Origin of the sequence: Natrinema altunense, from assembly GCF_000731985.1 — an archaeon.
In the GTDB taxonomy this organism is placed as follows: Archaea; Halobacteriota; Halobacteria; order Halobacteriales; family Natrialbaceae; genus Natrinema; species Natrinema altunense.
This window is the reverse complement of record NZ_JNCS01000010.1, coordinates 104,376-121,273: the sequence shown is the minus strand read 5'-3', so window position 1 is coordinate 121,273 and position 16,898 is coordinate 104,376. Positions and strand designations below refer to the sequence as shown.

Genomic DNA, 16,898 nt, shown 5'->3' with positions numbered 1-16,898 from the left:
CGTGACGAGACAACGGGCCGTCAACGGATGACGTCCGCGTCGCGAAGGGCAGCCCGCTCGCTTTCGTCGTACCCGACCGACGCGAGCAGTTGGTCGGTGTGTTCCCCATGCTCCGGGATCGATTCGTCATGGGTTTCGGGCACGTTCGACCCCCTCGCGGGAAAGCCGATCCGCGGCGGCGCGTCCGCGGGCCGTTCGATCAGTCCGCGAGCCTCGAGTTGGGGGTGCTCGAGGGCTTCGGCCGGCGTACACACCGGCCCGACCGTCGTCTCCTCGCTCAGGTCCGCGAGCCACGCATCCCGCGACCGGCTCGCGAACAGCGCCGCGAGTTCCTCGCGGACGGCCGCCAGCTCGGCCGGCTCGTCGGTGCCGTGAGCGTCGATCAACTCCTCGCGGCCGACCTCCTCGCAGAAGGCGGCCCAGAACTTCGGCTCGAGCGCCGCGAGGGTCACGTATCGCCCGTCGGCGGTCTCGTACACGTCGTACCAGGGGAACGTCCCGGTGAGCGGGGTCTCGCCGGGCCGGGGATCGCCGCCCGTGAGCGCGTCGTGGGCGACGGCCTGCGAAAAGGAGGCGACCACATCAGTCATCGCCACGTCGACGTATTCGCCGCCGTTGCCCAGCTCCCGCGACAGCAGCCCGCCGACGATCGAAAAGGCCGCGAACAGCCCGCCGCCGAGGTCCCCGATCTGGTAGCCCGGGAGCTGCGGGGCCATCGACTCGTCCTCCCGAGTCATATCGAGTAATCCGGCCATACCAACGTAGTTGAGATCGTGTCCCGCGCGCTCGGCGTACGGCCCAGTCCCCCCGTAGCCCGACAGCGAGCAGTAGACGAGGTCGTCGTTGTACTCGCGGAGCGTCTCGTACTCGATCTCGAGCCGGTCGGCGACACCCGGTCGGAACTGCTCGAAGACGACGTCCGCGTCCGCGACGAGTTCGTAGAACGCCTCGCGGCCGGCCCCCGACTTCAGGTCGAGCGCGATACTGCGCTTGCCCCGATTGACGCTTTCGAACAGCGCGCCGACGCCCCGGTCGGTCGTCGGCGGGATATCGCGGGCGTAGTCTCCCCTGTCCGTGTCCTCAATTTTGATGACGTCCGCGCCCGCATCGGCGAGCAGTTGCGTCGCGTACGGCCCGGGTAACAGGCGCGACAGATCGAGTATCCGCACCGAATCGAGCTGCATGGTCCCACGTTTCGATCCGCCCTCAAAAGCCTACTGTCGCCGGTCGCGTCGGGACCGGAACCGTCGGTTCGTCTCGCGGCGTCAATCGTCACCCTCGAGCGATACCAGTTCGTCGACGTCCGGAATGTCCGCCGCGGCGTCCGTGATCTGTCGCATCCGATCGGTGTGCTTCGTGACCGCGTACTCGGCTAACTGTCCGTCGTCGAGCCCGACGCGCTCCTCGGGGTCGTCGGCCTGATACCGGTCGTCCTCCGTGATTCCCTGGACGAGCGGGAGCAGGTCTTCGACGGTCTCCTCGATGAGATGAGGGTCGACCCCCTCGGCGATGAGCTTCTTGAGCTGGTTCATCCCGAAGCCGACGTGGCGACCTTCGTCGCTGCGGATCTTGGTAAAGCCCTGGACGAGCCCCGGCAGATGTGGCAGCTCGTCGAACTCGCCGCCGTAGGAGGTCTGCATCCCGTAGTATCCCGTCTGTGCGAGGATGCCTTCCACCGTGAGATGGTAATGACAGTAGGCCTTCGCACGGGTTTCCGGGGTGTCCTCCTCGAGGAGTCGGCGCTGCGCTCGCCGGTTGCGGTCGAACAGTTCGATGTAAGGATCGTTGAACCACCGGTCGTGACGCGGGTTCGATCGCTCCCACCCCAACTCGTCCTCGACCGTCCAGACGACCTCGCGCCAGTACCGATCGAAGAAGTCGGCGTGTTTGGCCTCCTCGTACAGCTGCGTCGTCAGGAACAACTGGTCGTCGATGTCGTCGAGGACCGTCCCCAGCGGCGCGAGCTCCTCCGTGACCGCGTCCTCGCCCGCCCCGAACTTCGCGATCCCGTTAAGCATCCCGTACCACGACTCCCTGTCGTCGGTCTCCGCGTCGATGAACGCGAGCAGGTTCTCGACGTCGCGCTCGAGGTCGATCTCGCCGGGGTCCCAGTGGCGTTCGACCGCGTTGCGATAGTAGCGGTTCGATCGTGATTCCCGGTCCATCATCTCGGTTGGCGTGTACTCAGTTGCCATATCTCATGCTATGTGCCGCGGCTATTAAATGTGTACCAGCTGTCGTTACGACTCCATCGAGCCGGCCGGCATGAAATCCGACAGGGCGCTCGAGAGCCCTTCTGGCGGGTGTTCTCGTCGATGCGCTCGTAGCCACCACTCCGTCGTGTCGTTGCGATTCCGGCCGCTCCCGGCCCGGCGGTTCCGGTGGCCGTCGCCGGTTGCCGCGATCGTTGACAAGAGCTACGTCGATACCCATGTCGGGTGGTTGCATGGCACAAAAGAGCGCTGCCGTCGTCGGCGGCGGCATCATGGGCGCCGGTATCGCACAGGTACTCGCACGTAGCGGTTACGAGGTAGCCGTCCGGGAGATCACCGAGGAACTGGCCGCGGAGGCCCGCGAGCGCGTCGTCTCGGGCAACTACGGCCTCGACGACGCCGTCGAGGGCGGCTACCTCTCCGAGGACGAGAAAGCCGCAGTCCTCGAGCGGCTGACGTTCACGACGGATCTCGACGCGGCGACCGACGGGACCGACTTCACAATCGAGGCGGTGACGGAGGACCTCGCGATCAAAGGGGAGGTCTTCCGCGATCTGGACTCGGTCACGGACGACCAGCCGCTGTACTCGAACACGAGCGGGTTTTCCGTGACCACGATCGCCAACGGCGTCGCCGACCCCTCGCGCGTCGCGGTCACGCACTTCTTCAACCCGGTGCCGATCATGTCGATGGTCGAAATCGTCCGGACACCCCAGACCGACGCGGCCGTCGTCGCGCGCGCGCCGAGGACCTGGTCGACGAACTCGGCAAGACCAGCGTCACAATCGACGACGACCCCGGCTCCTACGGCTTCATCGCCAACCGCTGTCACGCGGCAATACGCGAGGAGGCCCGGAAGATCGTCGACGAAGGGATCGCGACTGAATCGCAAGTCGATAAAGCGCTCGAGGAGGGGTACAACCTCCCCGTCGGCCCGTTCTCGCTGCGCGGCATCGGCGAGGAGTGGGACTGAGGGGTCGGTTCCGCCAGTCGTTGCGGATGGTCGTCTCGTTTCGGTCGACCAACCGGATGCGGTGGCGAAATCGATCCGGAGTGGGACGCCGTCCGTTCGTCGTTCCCGCTATTTCCCGTCGAATTCGGGCTCGCGATCCTCGGCGAACGCCGCCGCCCCCTCCGCGTGGTCCTCGGTCTCGAGGAGCCGCTTGAAGAGCTGGTAGTCGTACGCAATTCCCTCCTCGAGCCCGCTGTGAACGGCCATGTCGGCGGATTGCTTGATCGCCTGCACCGCCAGCGGTGCCTGGCCGGCAAGGTCGGTGACGAACTCGTCGACCGCGTCGTCGAACTCGTCGTCGGCGTAGACGTGGTTGATGATTCCCTCCTCGTCCGCCCGCGTCGCGGAGATGTGGTCGCCGGTCATCGCGAGTTCCTTCGCGACGGCGGGACTGGCCAGCTTGCTGACGTACTGGACCCCGCCGGCACCGGGCAGGATCCCGAGGGAGACTTCGGGGAAGCCAAAGGTGGAGCCCTCGCTTGCCAGCCGGAAGTCACAGGCCAGCGCGGTCTCGAGGCCGCCGCCCAGACAGTAGCCGTCGATCTTCGCGACGACGGGCGCGGGGAACTCCCGGATGACGTCGTAGTGGGACCGTGCCGAGGAGCCGCCGGCTGATTCATCGGAGAAGCCGCCGACGTCCGCACCGGCACAGAAGGCCTTCTCGCCGGCCCCCTCGAGCACCACGGCGCGCAGGGCGACGCCATCGGTTTCCTCGTTCCGTTCCTCGAGCAGTTCGAGCCCCGCGACGATATCGGCTCGCAACTGTGCGTTCAGGGCGTTCAGCGCATCCGGGCGGTGCATCGTGAGCGTGCCGACCCCGCGATCCTCGTCGAACGCCACCAGCACTGTCTCGAGTGATTCGTCCATGGGTGACGGTCACGGGCACCGATCAAAAAGGTGTCCGGTTCGGCTCCCGCTTCCGGCGGCGACTCCGACCGCCCGTGGGGACAGCGACCGCCGGCCGCCGACCGAGATCCCCGTCCCGAAACGATACGAAAACCGTCACGATCGGAAACCCGTACGGGAAGCGAGAAGATGATCGATGCAGGGGCGAGCGGCGACGAAACGAGTCCCGGGAAAATCTGGTAGTCTCCGGTCGCTCAGAACGCCTGTAGCTCCTCGAGGACGGCCTGCGCGCTGCCGTCGGCGATAACGCCGCGGGCCTGCTCGAGGCCGTCTTCCAAGCTGTCGACGTCCTGACGGGCGTACATCCTGAACGCGCCGTTGAGGGCGATCGCGTCGGCGAAGTGATCGTCGCGGTCGCCGGCGAGGACCGCCTCGGTGATCGACGCGGAGTCGGTCGCCATGTCGTCGACCGCGAGGTCCGATCGCTCCATTTCCATGCCGTACGCGGCGGTCTCGATCTCGTAGTCCGCGAAGGATTCCTCACCGTCGTCGCCGGCTCGATCCCATTCGGCGACCTTCGTGTAGCCGGGGCGGATGTCGTCGTACCCCTCCATCCCCTGGAAAAAGATCGCACGGGAGTACTCGAGCTGGTCGCTTTCCGTGATGAGGTCGGTCAGCTTCTTGGCGAACGCGAGGTGGTAGAACGAACCCAGATGGACATCGGCGTTCGCGGGGTTGGCGACGGTCTCGATGGTGTTGACGAACGTCCGAACGCCCATTCGATCGCGTCGATCGTAAAGGTCGTCGACGCCGGGGTTGAACGCGGGCTGGTAGTAGAAGCCAAAGCCGGTTTCGTCGACCATGTCGGCGCTTTCGGTCGCCTCGAGTTCGGTACGAACGCCGAGTTCCTCGAGGACGTGTTTGTACGCCGTCGCTTTCTGGGAGGGAACGTAGTCGCCGGAGTGGACGACGACCGGCGTGCCCGCGGCGGCGGCGACGACGCCGGCACCGACGCCGAGAATCGCGGACGTATCCTTGCCGTCGTAGTTCGCGCCGCAGTCGACCGGATCGGCGTCGGGCTCGGCGGTAACGACCGATTCCTCGCGCATGACGTCGGTGTAGGCCGCCAGCTCCTCGGGATTGTTGCGCTTCCAGCGGTTGGCCAGCCAGAACGCGCCGAGCGTGGTCGCGTCCGGCTCGCCCGACAGAATCCGCTGGAAGGCCTCGCGAGCCTGCGCGCGGGTCATGTCGTCGGCCGATTTGGGGCCCGAGCCGACGACCTCCGTCATCAGGCGTTTCAACGGCCATTCGCCGAACTCCTGTGTTGCCTGCGCCATGTGCACCCGTTGGGACGGCCGGCGCAAAAACCTCCCGTTTCCGGTCCCTCCGCGCCGTCAAATGACGGGATTCGGCGGTGCGGACGGCCCTCGAAAACGGCGTGCGGACCGGCAGGTAGCGCGGGGGCCCGGTCATCGGTGAACGGCCTCGAGCACGCATCTCGATCGTACGGGAACCGAACCACGTCCACCTCGTGCGCGAGACGGGCCGAATACGGCGTTTCGGGCGGTGACGAACGCGGCTCCGGATTCGGTCGCCGTCCGTTTCCTTCCTGTACCATCAGTGTTCGATACAGTTACGAGATATTATAGATCGATGTCTGTAGGGCAGTGCTACGGACACGACGAGTCGATAACGTGACGGTTGCGAGCGGGTCCGTCCCCGGTCCGGACGAGCCCACTCGTAACCGCCGCGTGTCCCGGAGTCGGGGCTGGGTTTCGGTCCGAGAAACGGGCGCAGTAAGGCGGTCCTGAGACCTCCCGCGGACGCGCAGTGAGCGCGAACTGAACGCATAGCTATGTATCCCGGGCACGAACGCGAGGGCGTGAGTGATTCGCGTGCGGGTAGCGCCGTCTTCGTCACCGTCCTCCTCGTGCTCGCGAGCAGCGGTACCGGCGTCCTCGCGGGCCCTCCGCCCGCGTCCCACGCGTCGGGCGTTCCCGGATCGGCCGTCGAGATATCCCAGTCCCGACTCCTCCAGGCTGCCGACGACGCCGACGCCAACGTCACCCCTCGCCACAGGAACCCTCGCGAGTACGACGCGGACGGCGATCTCGAGGCACTGGAGGGACGACTACTGACCCGACTGGTCGACGATCTCGAGGGGAGTGCGCTCAGCCTCGAAGATGAGGACTACCAGCGCGCGGCACGATCCGTCGACGAGTCGTACGCCGACTCCCTCGACCGATACGCGGAGATCGCCGCGGCGACGGCCGGCGAAAACGACGCGGCGCTCTTCGAACTCGCAGGCGAGAGCCAGGGACGGATCGTCGAGGCGGTTCGGCGGTACAACGAGACAAAAGCCGAGTACGAGCGGGCGCGGGCGGCCGGCGACGAGGGGCGCGCACGGTCCCTCGCCCGCGACCTCGAGACGCTCGCGACGTCGATCAACGAGTCGAGCCGCGAGTTACGTGCGACCTACGACGATCTCGAGGCGGCAACCGACGAGAACCTCTCGAGCGCCGACGCGGCGATCGAGACGGTAACCGAGGAGATCCGGGCCGAACAGGCGACGATCCGCGAGACGGAGTTCGTGGCCACCACCCTCACCGTCGACGCCGAGCGCGAGACGATCTCCTTCAGTGAACCGCTGACCGCCACCGGACAACTGCGAACGGCGACCGGGCGGCCGGTGGGGTCCGAGACGATCCGGCTCGCGGTCGGAAACGGTTCCGTCCGGACCGAGACGGCCGCCGACGGCTCGTTCGCGTTCGAGTACCGCCCGACGGCCGAACCGGTATCGACGGAGCGGCTCGCGATCGAGTACGTCCCGGCCAACGAGTCGCTCTATCTGGGCAGCGAGACGGCCGTCGACGTCTCGATCGAGCAGGACGATCCTACCGTCTCGGGACTCGAGACGCCGGCCGAGATCGCCTACGGCGAGACCGCGACCGTCGGCGGCGACCTCCACGTCGGCGAGACTCCCGTCGACGGCGTTCCGCTGGCGGTGACGCTCGGCGACGAGCGAATCGGGCGGACCGAGACCGCGGATGGATCGTTCGAGGCGGCCGTCGAGGTGCCCGCGACGGTCCCCGACGGCGAGCGCGAACTGGGCGTCCGACTCGGCTACGAGGACCGGGCGCTCGCCGGGACGACGGCGACGACGGACGTGACGGTCCGCGAAACCGAGGTCGACGTCACCGTCTCCGCGACCCGCGTCGGCGATGCCGAACGAACGGTCGCGGTCGACGGCACGCTCGAGACGGCCGCCGGATCGCCGGTCGCCGGACGGCCGGTCCGACTGGATGCGGGCGGCACCACGCTCGAGACGGTGACGACGGCCGCAGACGGTTCGTTCTCTGCCACCGTCGCGGTCCCCGCCGGGGCTGCCAACGGCGACGGAACGATCGTCGCGACGTACGACGGGTCCGGATCGAACCTCGCGTCGGACACTGCGGCGGCGACCGTGACGGTCTCGACCGAGGCCCGTTCGTGGTGGGGGGTTCCCGCGTGGGTGTGGCTCGGCGTGGGGGGCGGGCTGCTGATCCTCCTTGGAGCCACCGTATTCGTATGGCGGCGACGCGGCCGGTCACCCCGCTCGAGTCAGTCAGCGTCGATCGGGGACGCCGCGACCGACACGGCGACGAACCCGGCAGCCGAGCGATCGGGCACGGAGATCGCCGACGCGGTTCTCGACCACGGACGCGATGCGCTCTCGCGTGGCCGCCCCAACAGGGCGGTCGAGTTGGCGTACACGGCCGTTCGCCACGCCCTGTCGGATCGCATCGACGCCGGCGGCGCGAGTACCGCCTTGACCCACTGGGAGTTTTACCGCCGCTGGACCGATCGCAGGGTGGACGGGGCCGATAGCGACGACGACACGGTCGACCGCGCCCTCCTTCGGACCGTGACCGAACGCTACGAACGGGCGACGTTCGACGTGACTGACGTTTCGTCAGCCGAGGCCGAGCGCGTGCTCGAGGCCGTGGGGCAGTTGTGCGATCGACGCACCGACGATGACCGCGGGGCTCGATCGGAACCGACCGATCGCGGCGGGTAGCCCCTTCTTTACGGTCGCAGCGATCACGATCGGCCCGGCTAACTTTCAGTCTCGACCGACGGTACTCGATACTGATGGCCGGCTCCAGTTCGCCGTGGCGGCTCCTCCCGAGACCGGTTCGCGAAGTGCCGGCGGACCTCGCCGCGGTCATCGCCGTGGTCGTCGCGACGAATCTGGCCGTGTTCGCGCCGATAGTGCGGGACACGTGGCTGCGAGTGCCCCTCGGACTCCTCTTCGTGCTGTTCGGGCCCGGCTATTCGTTCGTCGCGGCGCTGTTTCCCGAACGCGCGACACGGTCCGGCCGCGGCGGTGATACGACGGGTGACGGCGACGAATTCGAGGCCGATCCGGTCCGACCCCCCTCGCTGGACGGGCCGATTACCGACGCCGAGCGCGCCGTTCTCTCGGTTGCCTCGAGCGTCGCGATCGTGCCGTTGCTCGGCCTGTCGATACACTTCGCTCCAGTAGCGATCCGACTGCGATCGATCGCGGTCGTCCTAAGCGCGGTGACGGTCGCGATGGCGGCCGTCGCGACGGCGAGACGCCGATCGATCCCGCCGGAAGCGCGATTCCGACCGCCGTACCGACGGTGGGTTGCCGCGGCCCAAACTACGCTGTTCGACCCGGACTCGCGGGCCGAGACGGGGCTAGCCATTCTGGTGGCGACGACGCTCGTTCTCGCCGTCGGCGGCGTCGGCTACGCCGTTACCGCGCCGCAACACGGCGAGACGTTCACCGAGGTGGCCGTACTGACCGACACCGACGGCGAACCCACCGCCGACGTCCCCTCGTCGGCCGCGGATAACGGGACCGGGGGTGTCTTCGTCACGCTCGAGAACAACGAACGCCGGACGGTCAGCTATACCGTCGTCGCCGTGGCACAGCGGATCGAATCCGACGGCGAGCCCGGTACCACGACCGTCCTCGAGCAGACCGAATTGCGACGGTTCGAGCCGCGGCTCGCACACGGCGAGACGTGGACGCACTCACACGATATCGAGCCGACGCTGACCGGTGATACCGTCCGCGTCGCCTGGCTCGTCTACGCGGATGCGGACGTGCCCGCGACGCCAACCCTCGAGAACGCCGACTACTCGGCGCATCGGTGGGTCAACGCGTCAAGGGAGTGAGCGGGGTCGATCCGAATTACGGGCGAGCCGGACCCGTTTATTCGTCGGGGGCGACGAGCCACACGCTGACATCGCCGTTGCTGTAGATGCGGTGAGCCGCCGGATCGGCTCGCAGGCGAGCGAGGTCGGCAGCGGTGTAGTGATCGATCTCCGCTCGGCGATCCGGTGGTCGATTCCGTGCCCATTCGATGTCCGCCGTCTTCGTGACGAGGTACGTCTCGTTCTCGTAGACGTCGCCGACCGACCCGTGATCGTCGTACCCTAACCTCGTCGGCAGCTGATAGCCCTCGAGCGATCGGTGGAACTGACGGTCGTCTGGGTCCGCGCCGGTCGTGCCTTCGAAGTACCGCTGAAGCTGTTCGGACATCCGGAACGCCCGCGTGTCGATCCCGGAGTCGTGGTTCTCGTGGTGCCACTCCGCACCGGCCATCGTCGCGTGGGTTACGTGGCGGTCGTCCTCGTACGCGACCGCGCCTGCGAGCAACGCGACGACGATGACGGTCACGCAGAGGCCCCGCAGTATGGTCGTCGCACCCTGCCGTTTCCACCGATCGGCGGCGGCGTCGCGATACGATACCAGGCCGGTGATCGCCAGTCCGAGCAACAGGATCGCCCCGATCACGGTGTAGTTGTTGATCCGGACGACGTTGCGAGAGAGCATTCGCGAACCGACGAAGAACACCGCGACGCCGACTCCTGCGCCGTACTGGGTGACACAGAGTCGTTCGAGACAGTTGTCGCGTCCCCTGAGTACGCGACTGAGGATCACGGCGGCGATGCCTGCCCCGACGACGGTGTAGACGAGTACCGTCCCCCACTCCAGAACCAGAAACTCCCAGACCAGCTCCCACGCCGAGTAGCTGGTCCGTTGAGCAGTGCTCGCGTAGCTCGCGGCACCGCCGTCGATGTCGTTGGTGACCACTCGCTCGAGGAAGTGGGTAAAGTGGCTGATCGAGAGATACCACAGGATCCCCGCGATCCCGAGAACGAGCGGGTATCGAACGGGGACCGCGTACGCCCGACCGACTGCTGCGTTGGCTTCGTCCCGGCGAAGTGGGAGTCGCCGGCGGAGCGACGGTGCGGCGACGACGCCCACGTACACGACGAGCGCGAGGACGGTCACGAGCGCCGTCACCGGGTGATAGAACACGAGTGCGATACCACAGACGAACGTCACACCGACGAGTCCCGTCCGGCTCGAGCAACGGCGTCCCGACCAGCGGTGAGCGAGGGCCAGCGAGAGCGGGAGAAACGGGAGGGCGAACAGCCAGGGGAGCGTCATCAGGTGATTGGTGACGAAAACGAGCGGCGTCGCGGCCCCGAGCGTTGCGAGGCCGCCGCGCCGGCCGAAAAACGACAGCCCGAGGAGGAAACACGAGCCGACGAACAACAGGAAAAAGCAAAACGTGACGACCGGTTGTAAGACGCGTACCGGGACACCCGTAATGGTCGTCAGCGTCGTGTAGAGGACATGCGTGGCCGGATAGCCCGTTTCGGGAACGGCGCCCGTTTCGAGCACGTCTCGAACGATTCCGAAGTGGTAGAAGGCGTCGGACATCGGCGTGCCGTAGATGTAGTAGCCGCGAAACAGCGGCAGCGCGAAGAAGACGGCGTACACGCTCGCGAGCGTGCCGACACCGTAGCGCCATCCCGGACGGCCGGTGGTCACCGAACGAAAGAGTAGCGCGAGGCTCCCGACGAGTGCCAGTCCGAAGCCGACCCACGTCTGTGGCGGATAAGCGTCGTGGAGCGACGACTCGTATCCCGTGGCCGGCGGCGTCGTCAGGACGCTCCCGACGAAGCCGACCGCGGCCAGCGCAGTGACCGCTGAGACGATTTGCCACCGACGATTCATGAGTCGTCGGTCCCGTTCGCGTCACTCGCTTCGGACGGTAAGCCACTGCAGTCGTCGCACAAACGAGCGTCACCGGCGGCGATCGACGACCTCATTCCAGATAGCCCAGGTCGCTGAGGTTCTCTTCGACCGACGCGGAGAGGTCGTCGTCGCGCTCGAGGGTCGTCGTCCCGCCGTCGACCCGGTCGGCGTCGAGTCGGCGTTCGAACGCGTCCAACTGTGCGTGTCGCTCGTCGGGAACGGCATCGGCCGCTGTCGCGTCCCCTTCGCGCTCCGTCCGGTCCATCTCGTACCCGACCCGCTCACCGTCGGTCTGGATGACTTTCCAGCGGTCAGTCTGGATACCGACGTGGCCCGCCTCGAGGGAGTACCACGTCGGCGTCGACAGGTCGCGGTCGGTGACGCGTTGCAAGGGCTCGCCGACGTATTGATCGGGAACCGGGAGATCGGCGGCCGCCAACAGCGTGGGGGCGACGTCGACGTGCTGTGCGAAGTGGTCGTCGACGACGCCCGCCTCGAGTCCGGGCGCACGGACGATGATCGGGACGTTCGTCATCGACGAGTACAGCGACGCCTCGTGGAAGTCCCCGTAGCGGCCGAACTCCTCGCCGTGGTCGCCGATGATCGCGACGGCCGTGTCGTCGTCGACGACTTCGAGGAGTCGACCGAGTTGCTCGTCGACGCTCCGGATGCACGCGTCGTACGTGTCGATCACTCGCTGTTCGGGGGGCTCACCGTGGACGACCGCGTCCGATTCGTTCGGCGCGACGACGTGGTCGATGTCAGTGTCGCCGCGGACGGCGCGGAGGTGGTCGTCGTACCGGCCGTACGGGGTGTGTGCGTCCATGAAATGAATCCAGGCGAAGTAGTCGTCGTTCACCGACTGCCGCGCACGGAGCCACTCGACCGCCCTGTCGACGACGTCGGCGTCGGTCGTCGGCGGCCGGTACTCGCCGGACGAGTCGCCACCGGCGACGAGACTGTAGGCCGGTCGCAGCAGTCGCCGTTTGAGGACGTCAGAGTCGACCGCGTTCGCGACCCGCTTGCCGGCTTTGACCGCCAGCGAGTCCGCCTCGTCGAAGTCGGCGACGCCGGTCCACCGGTCGAATCCCTCGTCGTAGCCGTAATCCCGGCTCAGGAACCCGTTGTGGGCGATTCCGAACGTCGAGTGGCCGGCCGACCGGAACCGTTCGGCCACCTGCTCCCCGTATCCGCTGGGAATACCGAGGCCGTCGATTTGTCCGGCGTAGACCCCAGTGTGAATCGACTGGAATGCCCACCGCGTCCCCGGACAGTTGGCGTAGCTAAACCGGTAGCGCGTCGCGTCAGTGGCGAACGAATCGATGTTCGGCGTCGTCGGGCGGTCGTACCCGTAACAGCCGACGTGATCCGATCGAAGGCAATCGACTGACAGCAGGATACTCGATGACATACGTTTGTCTCCTCTCGAAACGTTGGGTCCGCTTCCAGCAACAATGAACGGAGAGAAAAGCGTTCTCACTGTCCGGATGCCGTGACTATCACGCAGGCGAACCCGACGGCTCGCACTCGTCGCTTCCGGGAGAGCGTTCGACGATCGCAGGGAGAGCCGACCGAGCCGTGCTTCACGGACCGCTTACCGTTCGTAACCCCGTGCGTTACCGTCCTGACGGTGGTCTAGTTTTAAGATGCGAACACTCGTTCACGGACCCATGTCCGGCACACTCTGTGTTCTCGGTCTCGACGCCGCCGACTATCGCCTCGCGAACCGATGGGAGTGTGAGAACATGCTCCTCGAGAACCACGGCGAACTCGAGTCGATCACGCACTCGTTGGACGTGCCGGCGACGCTCGAGGTGTGGCCGACGATCGCGACCGGACTGACGCCGACGGATCACGGTGTCGAACTCGACGGCGTCGGCTGGGACAACGCGACCGGCCTGAGCGCCGTCGTGCGCACAGCACAGTTGCTCCCCGAGCCGCTCCACGATCGGCTCGCCGATCTCAAGGCACAGTTTTCGGACGACGGCTATCCGCGGACCGACGAGTCGACCGTCTTCGGAGACGGAACCGTCCGCAATTGGCCCGGCGTGACGCCCTGTTACGTCTGGAAGCGCGAGGGCGAGTGGTTCGAGCGGGCGACCGACGGCGACCTGTCGGCCGACGAGTTCGTCCGTCGCTACTTCGGCACCACCGGCTCCTGTATCGGGTGGCTCGCTGGCCAGTCGCTGTCGTCCGTTCCGATCGTCGGCGTCCACGCTCACGTCCTCGATCACACCGGCCACATGTACGCGCGGCGGCCGACGGCGCTTCGCCGGATCTACGAGCAGGTCGACTCGCTGCTCGGGTGGCTCCGGTCCCGCGTGGATCGGCTCGTCGTCCTCTCCGACCACGGCATGCAGACGACGGCGACGAACGACCCCGATCCCGGCGTCCACTCCGAACGCGCGCTCATCTCCACGACGGAGCCCGGACCATTGCCGACGGACGTGCTGTCGGTTCGTGACTGGCTCGAGGACCGGATCGATGCCGGACGGCCGGAGCGGACGAACGCGACGGTCGATGCGCCGCGCGAGCATCTCGAAGATCTCGGCTATCTCTGACTGCACGGTCGCTGGTCGCGTCGACGCCCGTGACCGATCCGTCCCGCGGCCGGTTTAGCCGTCGTGATCCGTCGGCCCGATCGCGTCGAGAATCCGATCAGGACAGAGCGTTGCCAGTCGGGTCGTCGGAACGGGGCTGGCCGACGCGATGCGTCGGATCTCTCCCGGGCGTACCGCACCGGTCGCGAGTGCGAGTCCGGCGAACGCCACGGCACCGACCGGCGGCACGACGACCAGCGAGAGCGGGTCCGACTCGAGGAGCCGAGGGAGGCCGAGGATCGGTACCGCAGCGGCCAGTACGGTGCCCGCGACCCGGACGGCGCGGACGTCCGCGAGGGGGTCGAACCCGAGTCGGCGACCGTTCCAGACGTGGAGTCCGAACATCGACCCGTAGCCGATGCTCGTCGCGATCGCGGCCCCGCTCGGCCCGAGGGCTGGGATGAGAATCACGTTCAACGCGGCGTTCAGCAGCGCCGCGACGGCCGTGACGCCGATCAGGAGACGCAAGTTCTCCTGCCCCTGACTGATCGCGAAGACGGGGCGGGCGACGGCAAACCCGACCGCGCCGGGGAGCAGCAACAACAGCGGGACGACGGCCGCGTCGAACGCCGGTCCGAAGTAGAGCGTGAGCACCGGTTCGGCGAGTCCGGCGACGCCGAGGGCCAGCAACGCCGTACAGAGGACGGTGTACCGGACCGCCCGCGTACTGATCTCCGTGAGTCGGTCGTAGCGGTCGTCGACCCAGAGTTGCGACGTCGAGTGCAGGAGGGTGATCTGAATGGCGGTGGGCACGAACCAGAGGAATTCGGCGATGACGAGGGCTGCGCGGTAGTAGCCGGTCGCCGAACTCCCGACGAGCAGTCTGAGGAGGATGACGTCGACGTGGTACAGCGAGAGCAACAGGAACGACAGCGCCATCGTCGAGCCGCTGTAGATCGCGAGGCGCTTCGCCGGCACCGGCCCCGTCGACGGGCTCGCCAACGTCGAGAGATCGATCCGGCGTGAGACGAGCGCGAGCCCGATGAGGGCTGCGATTCCGGTCGAGATGACCCGACTCGTCAGGGCGGCCGTGACGCCCCCGCCGACGACGCTCACGATGACGATCATCGCCGCGAAGAGAACGCGGTCGACGATCTGGAGCGGCTCCGAGTACGACTCGAGGCCGAACCCCATGAGTGCGCTTCGTCCGAGTCGAAGGCAGGCCCGAGCGGGAACGATGAGCGCGAGAACGGCGAAGTACCGGGCGAATTCCGGACCGAGGAACGAGGCCACGTGCGGCGTCCCGGAGAGGAGGACGACGGCGGTCACCACGACGGCCGCGAGGACGAACACGAGCCGGAAGTAGAACGCGAACACGTGATCCGCCCAGTCGTCGGATCGGTCTTCGGCGATGAACTTCCGCGTCCCCTTGAACGCTCCCGCGTAGACGAACACCAGCACCCACTGCAGCGTCGAGAGCAGGAACGAGTAATCGCCGTAGCCGCCGCTTCCGAGCAGGCGCACCAGGATGGGAGTCGTGACGAGCGTCAGCGCTAACACGCCGACCTTGGAACCGAAGACGGCGCTGAACCGTCGGACGATGTTTCGGCTCATCGTCGCCACCGCGGTCGTCCGTCGGTCGTCATACTGTGTCTCGACCGGCTCCGGCCGTCGCTCGATCGGCCTCGGGCTCGACGAGGAGCCGGCGATAGCGGTCCCTGATCGTCTCGTAGGCGTAGTTGCGCTCGATGTAGTCGCGGGCGGTATCGCTCACCGCGTCCAGATCGTCACGCTCGAGGACGGCCGTTACCGTTCGCTCGATCGCGGCCGGGTCCGTGTCTCGGAGCAGGACCCCGTTCGACCCGTCGTCGACCAGGTCGGGGACGCCGCCAACCGGTGTCGCGACCGGGACCGTTCCGCAGGCCATCGCCTCGAGCAGGGCCTTCGGAACGCCCTCCGATCGCGAGGGCAAGAGCAGCGTTCGCGCGTCGTCGAGGCGTGCCGGGAGGTCGTCGTGGTCGACCCAGCCGGGACAGGTCACGTTCTCCGAGAGGCCGTGGCGGTCGACGAACGTCGCGACCTCGTCCGAGAGGTCGCCGTCGCCGATCAGTTCGATCCGAATGTCCGGCTGCGACGCGACGAGGCGGGGGAGTGCGCCGAGGATGTCGTGGATCCCTTTGACGGTCGCGAACCGCCCGACGAAGACGACATCGATCGGCCGTTCGTCGATCGGCGTTCGCTTTGCGAACTCCTCGCAGTCGACGTAATTGACGTTGGCGGCCCGTATCGTCGGCGAGAGCGGCCACTCGAGGGCCGGATGGTCCATCCCCCTCGAGAGGAGGATGACATCGTCGGCGAGCGTACACGTGACGCGTTCGACGAGGCTCACGATGCCGGCGAGTCCGCGGGCGAGCGGCCCCGTTCCGCGGCGGGCGTACACCCCCTCGGTAACGGTCCCGGTCACGAACAGCAGCGTTCGAACGCCCGCAAACGTGCACGCGAGCAGGGGGACGAGGAGCATGGTCCCGCCGATGTGGAAGAACGCGGCGTCGAGCCGATCACGCTCGTGCCAGAGCGCCGCCGCGATCCGTCCCTGATGGCCGACGTACTCGGTGACTGTCACCGGCGGGACGCTCGATTGCGGGCGCTGAACCGGGACCGGATCAACGACCGCCCGATCGATATCGATACGTTCTGGCCCGACGACAGCGATTCGGTCGACGTCGGACTCGTAGACGTCGACGAAGTTCTGTACTGCCTCGTAGGCCGCGTGTTCGCGATCCAGTTCGTCTGCGAACACGACGAGCGCTATCGAACGCGGCGGCATCTGGACCGGGCTTCCACCAACTGCGCCTTAATTCTTGACGCGCTACTCCTGATCGATATCGGAAGAGTGAGCGTCGAAATCGTAGCCGATGGAGATCGACACGTGACTGCCCGAAGCTGGCTCGGCGAATAGACAGTTCCGTTCGGCTGCGATTCGAGTTCCGTCGGCTTCCACCATCACCGTTCGTAATAGAGTCATACTCGTGCATCCATCCGAGACCAAGGGCGACTCACCGAACCCGTCGGTACGGAGACGCCCTCGTGAACTGAGGGATACGTAGCGGAGCCCCGCCGACTGGCGTAGCGTCGATCTACGAGCCGTCCGCGCGGCGTCGGCGGCGGGTAACCGACGCCTGTTCCCGCCGCCCGCCGGTACGTTTTATACCGGATCGCATCGA

The 16,898-nt window shown here is 67.0% G+C and carries 13 protein-coding genes and 1 pseudogene; 5 read left to right on the top strand and 9 right to left on the bottom strand.

The annotated features are described in order from the left end of the window. Positions 1 to 20: 20 nt before the first annotated feature. The 3 genes from ALTAJ2_RS15595 to ALTAJ2_RS19495 all read right to left on the bottom strand — a co-directional run bounded on the left by ALTAJ2_RS15595 (position 21) and on the right by ALTAJ2_RS19495 (position 2,414). Positions 21 to 1,184 (bottom strand): CaiB/BaiF CoA transferase family protein, encoded by a 1,164-nt coding sequence (locus ALTAJ2_RS15595; protein ID WP_007110311.1) that lies wholly within the window; start codon positions 1,182 to 1,184, stop codon positions 21 to 23. An 81-nt stretch (positions 1,185 to 1,265) separates the two neighbouring features. Then, the gene (locus ALTAJ2_RS15590) at positions 1,266 to 2,195 is read right to left on the bottom strand and encodes a ferritin family protein (protein WP_049900793.1); all 930 of its coding nucleotides are present in this window, start codon (positions 2,193 to 2,195) and stop codon (positions 1,266 to 1,268) included. Between the two features lie 45 nt (positions 2,196 to 2,240). Continuing rightward, positions 2,241 to 2,414: a hypothetical protein gene (locus tag ALTAJ2_RS19495; protein WP_160163698.1), complete on the bottom strand. Its 174-nt coding sequence runs from the start codon at positions 2,412 to 2,414 to the stop codon at positions 2,241 to 2,243. 17 nt (positions 2,415 to 2,431) lie between these two features. On the opposite strand from ALTAJ2_RS19495, the pseudogene ALTAJ2_RS20160 reads away from it, so the two are divergent. Continuing rightward, positions 2,432 to 2,896 (top strand): annotated as a pseudogene (locus ALTAJ2_RS20160) (3-hydroxyacyl-CoA dehydrogenase family protein); the annotation flags it as partial. A 68-nt stretch (positions 2,897 to 2,964) separates the two neighbouring features. Next, complete coding sequence (locus ALTAJ2_RS20390) at positions 2,965 to 3,186, top strand: 3-hydroxyacyl-CoA dehydrogenase family protein (protein ID WP_338041745.1); 222 nt, start codon at positions 2,965 to 2,967, stop codon at positions 3,184 to 3,186. A gap of 108 nt (positions 3,187 to 3,294) precedes the next feature. Here the strand turns inward: ALTAJ2_RS20390 and ALTAJ2_RS15580 are convergent, their stop codons facing one another. Next, positions 3,295 to 4,092, bottom strand: a complete 798-nt coding sequence (locus ALTAJ2_RS15580) for an enoyl-CoA hydratase/isomerase family protein (protein WP_007110314.1) — start codon at positions 4,090 to 4,092, stop codon at positions 3,295 to 3,297. A 233-nt stretch (positions 4,093 to 4,325) separates the two neighbouring features. Beyond that, positions 4,326 to 5,408: an anthranilate phosphoribosyltransferase gene (locus ALTAJ2_RS15575; protein WP_007110315.1), complete on the bottom strand. Its 1,083-nt coding sequence runs from the start codon at positions 5,406 to 5,408 to the stop codon at positions 4,326 to 4,328. A 545-nt stretch (positions 5,409 to 5,953) separates the two neighbouring features. Between ALTAJ2_RS15575 and ALTAJ2_RS15570 the strand changes: the two genes are divergently transcribed. Both ALTAJ2_RS15570 and ALTAJ2_RS15565 read left to right on the top strand, forming a co-directional pair. Then, positions 5,954 to 8,128 carry an Ig-like domain-containing protein gene (locus tag ALTAJ2_RS15570; RefSeq protein ID WP_239647747.1) on the top strand — a complete coding sequence of 725 codons (2,175 nt, stop codon included), beginning with the start codon at positions 5,954 to 5,956 and terminating at the stop codon, positions 8,126 to 8,128. 74 nt (positions 8,129 to 8,202) lie between these two features. Next, positions 8,203 to 9,258: a DUF1616 domain-containing protein gene (locus tag ALTAJ2_RS15565; protein WP_007110317.1), complete on the top strand. Its 1,056-nt coding sequence runs from the start codon at positions 8,203 to 8,205 to the stop codon at positions 9,256 to 9,258. 37 nt (positions 9,259 to 9,295) lie between these two features. Here the strand turns inward: ALTAJ2_RS15565 and ALTAJ2_RS15560 are convergent, their stop codons facing one another. Both ALTAJ2_RS15560 and ALTAJ2_RS15555 read right to left on the bottom strand, forming a co-directional pair. Beyond that, positions 9,296 to 11,113, bottom strand: coding sequence for a hypothetical protein (locus ALTAJ2_RS15560; protein ID WP_007110318.1), 1,818 nt, complete (start codon positions 11,111 to 11,113; stop codon positions 9,296 to 9,298). 91 nt (positions 11,114 to 11,204) lie between these two features. Then, positions 11,205 to 12,545: a sulfatase gene (locus ALTAJ2_RS15555; protein WP_007110319.1), complete on the bottom strand. Its 1,341-nt coding sequence runs from the start codon at positions 12,543 to 12,545 to the stop codon at positions 11,205 to 11,207. A gap of 259 nt (positions 12,546 to 12,804) precedes the next feature. Here ALTAJ2_RS15555 and ALTAJ2_RS15550 point away from each other — a divergent pair, with 259 nt between their 5' ends. After that, the gene (locus ALTAJ2_RS15550) at positions 12,805 to 13,695 is read left to right on the top strand and encodes an alkaline phosphatase family protein (protein ID WP_007110320.1); all 891 of its coding nucleotides are present in this window, start codon (positions 12,805 to 12,807) and stop codon (positions 13,693 to 13,695) included. Between the two features lie 54 nt (positions 13,696 to 13,749). Here ALTAJ2_RS15550 and ALTAJ2_RS15545 read toward each other — a convergent pair whose 3' ends face one another. Further along, a complete protein-coding gene (locus ALTAJ2_RS15545; protein ID WP_049900798.1) occupies positions 13,750 to 15,288 on the bottom strand; it encodes an oligosaccharide flippase family protein in 1,539 nt (512 codons plus the stop codon). A 28-nt stretch (positions 15,289 to 15,316) separates the two neighbouring features. Next, the gene (locus ALTAJ2_RS15540) at positions 15,317 to 16,501 is read right to left on the bottom strand and encodes a glycosyltransferase family 4 protein (protein WP_239647746.1); all 1,185 of its coding nucleotides are present in this window, start codon (positions 16,499 to 16,501) and stop codon (positions 15,317 to 15,319) included. Positions 16,502 to 16,898 lie beyond the last annotated feature (397 nt).

What these genes read in the sequence shown, in the direction of transcription:
- ALTAJ2_RS15595 (WP_007110311.1), bottom strand. Translation starts at nt 1,184, where the DNA reads ATGCAGCTCGATTCGGTGCGGATACTCGATCTGTCGCGCCTGTTACCC.
- ALTAJ2_RS15590 (WP_049900793.1), bottom strand. Translation starts at nt 2,195, where the DNA reads ATGGCAACTGAGTACACGCCAACCGAGATGATGGACCGGGAATCACGA.
- ALTAJ2_RS15580 (WP_007110314.1), bottom strand. Translation starts at nt 4,092, where the DNA reads ATGGACGAATCACTCGAGACAGTGCTGGTGGCGTTCGACGAGGATCGC.
- ALTAJ2_RS15575 (WP_007110315.1), bottom strand. Translation starts at nt 5,408, where the DNA reads ATGGCGCAGGCAACACAGGAGTTCGGCGAATGGCCGTTGAAACGCCTG.
- ALTAJ2_RS15565 (WP_007110317.1), top strand. Translation starts at nt 8,203, where the DNA reads ATGGCCGGCTCCAGTTCGCCGTGGCGGCTCCTCCCGAGACCGGTTCGC.
- ALTAJ2_RS15560 (WP_007110318.1), bottom strand. Translation starts at nt 11,113, where the DNA reads ATGAATCGTCGGTGGCAAATCGTCTCAGCGGTCACTGCGCTGGCCGCG.
- ALTAJ2_RS15555 (WP_007110319.1), bottom strand. Translation starts at nt 12,545, where the DNA reads ATGTCATCGAGTATCCTGCTGTCAGTCGATTGCCTTCGATCGGATCAC.
- ALTAJ2_RS15550 (WP_007110320.1), top strand. Translation starts at nt 12,805, where the DNA reads ATGTCCGGCACACTCTGTGTTCTCGGTCTCGACGCCGCCGACTATCGC.
- ALTAJ2_RS15545 (WP_049900798.1), bottom strand. Translation starts at nt 15,288, where the DNA reads ATGAGCCGAAACATCGTCCGACGGTTCAGCGCCGTCTTCGGTTCCAAG.
- ALTAJ2_RS15540 (WP_239647746.1), bottom strand. Translation starts at nt 16,501, where the DNA reads ATGCCGCCGCGTTCGATAGCGCTCGTCGTGTTCGCAGACGAACTGGAT.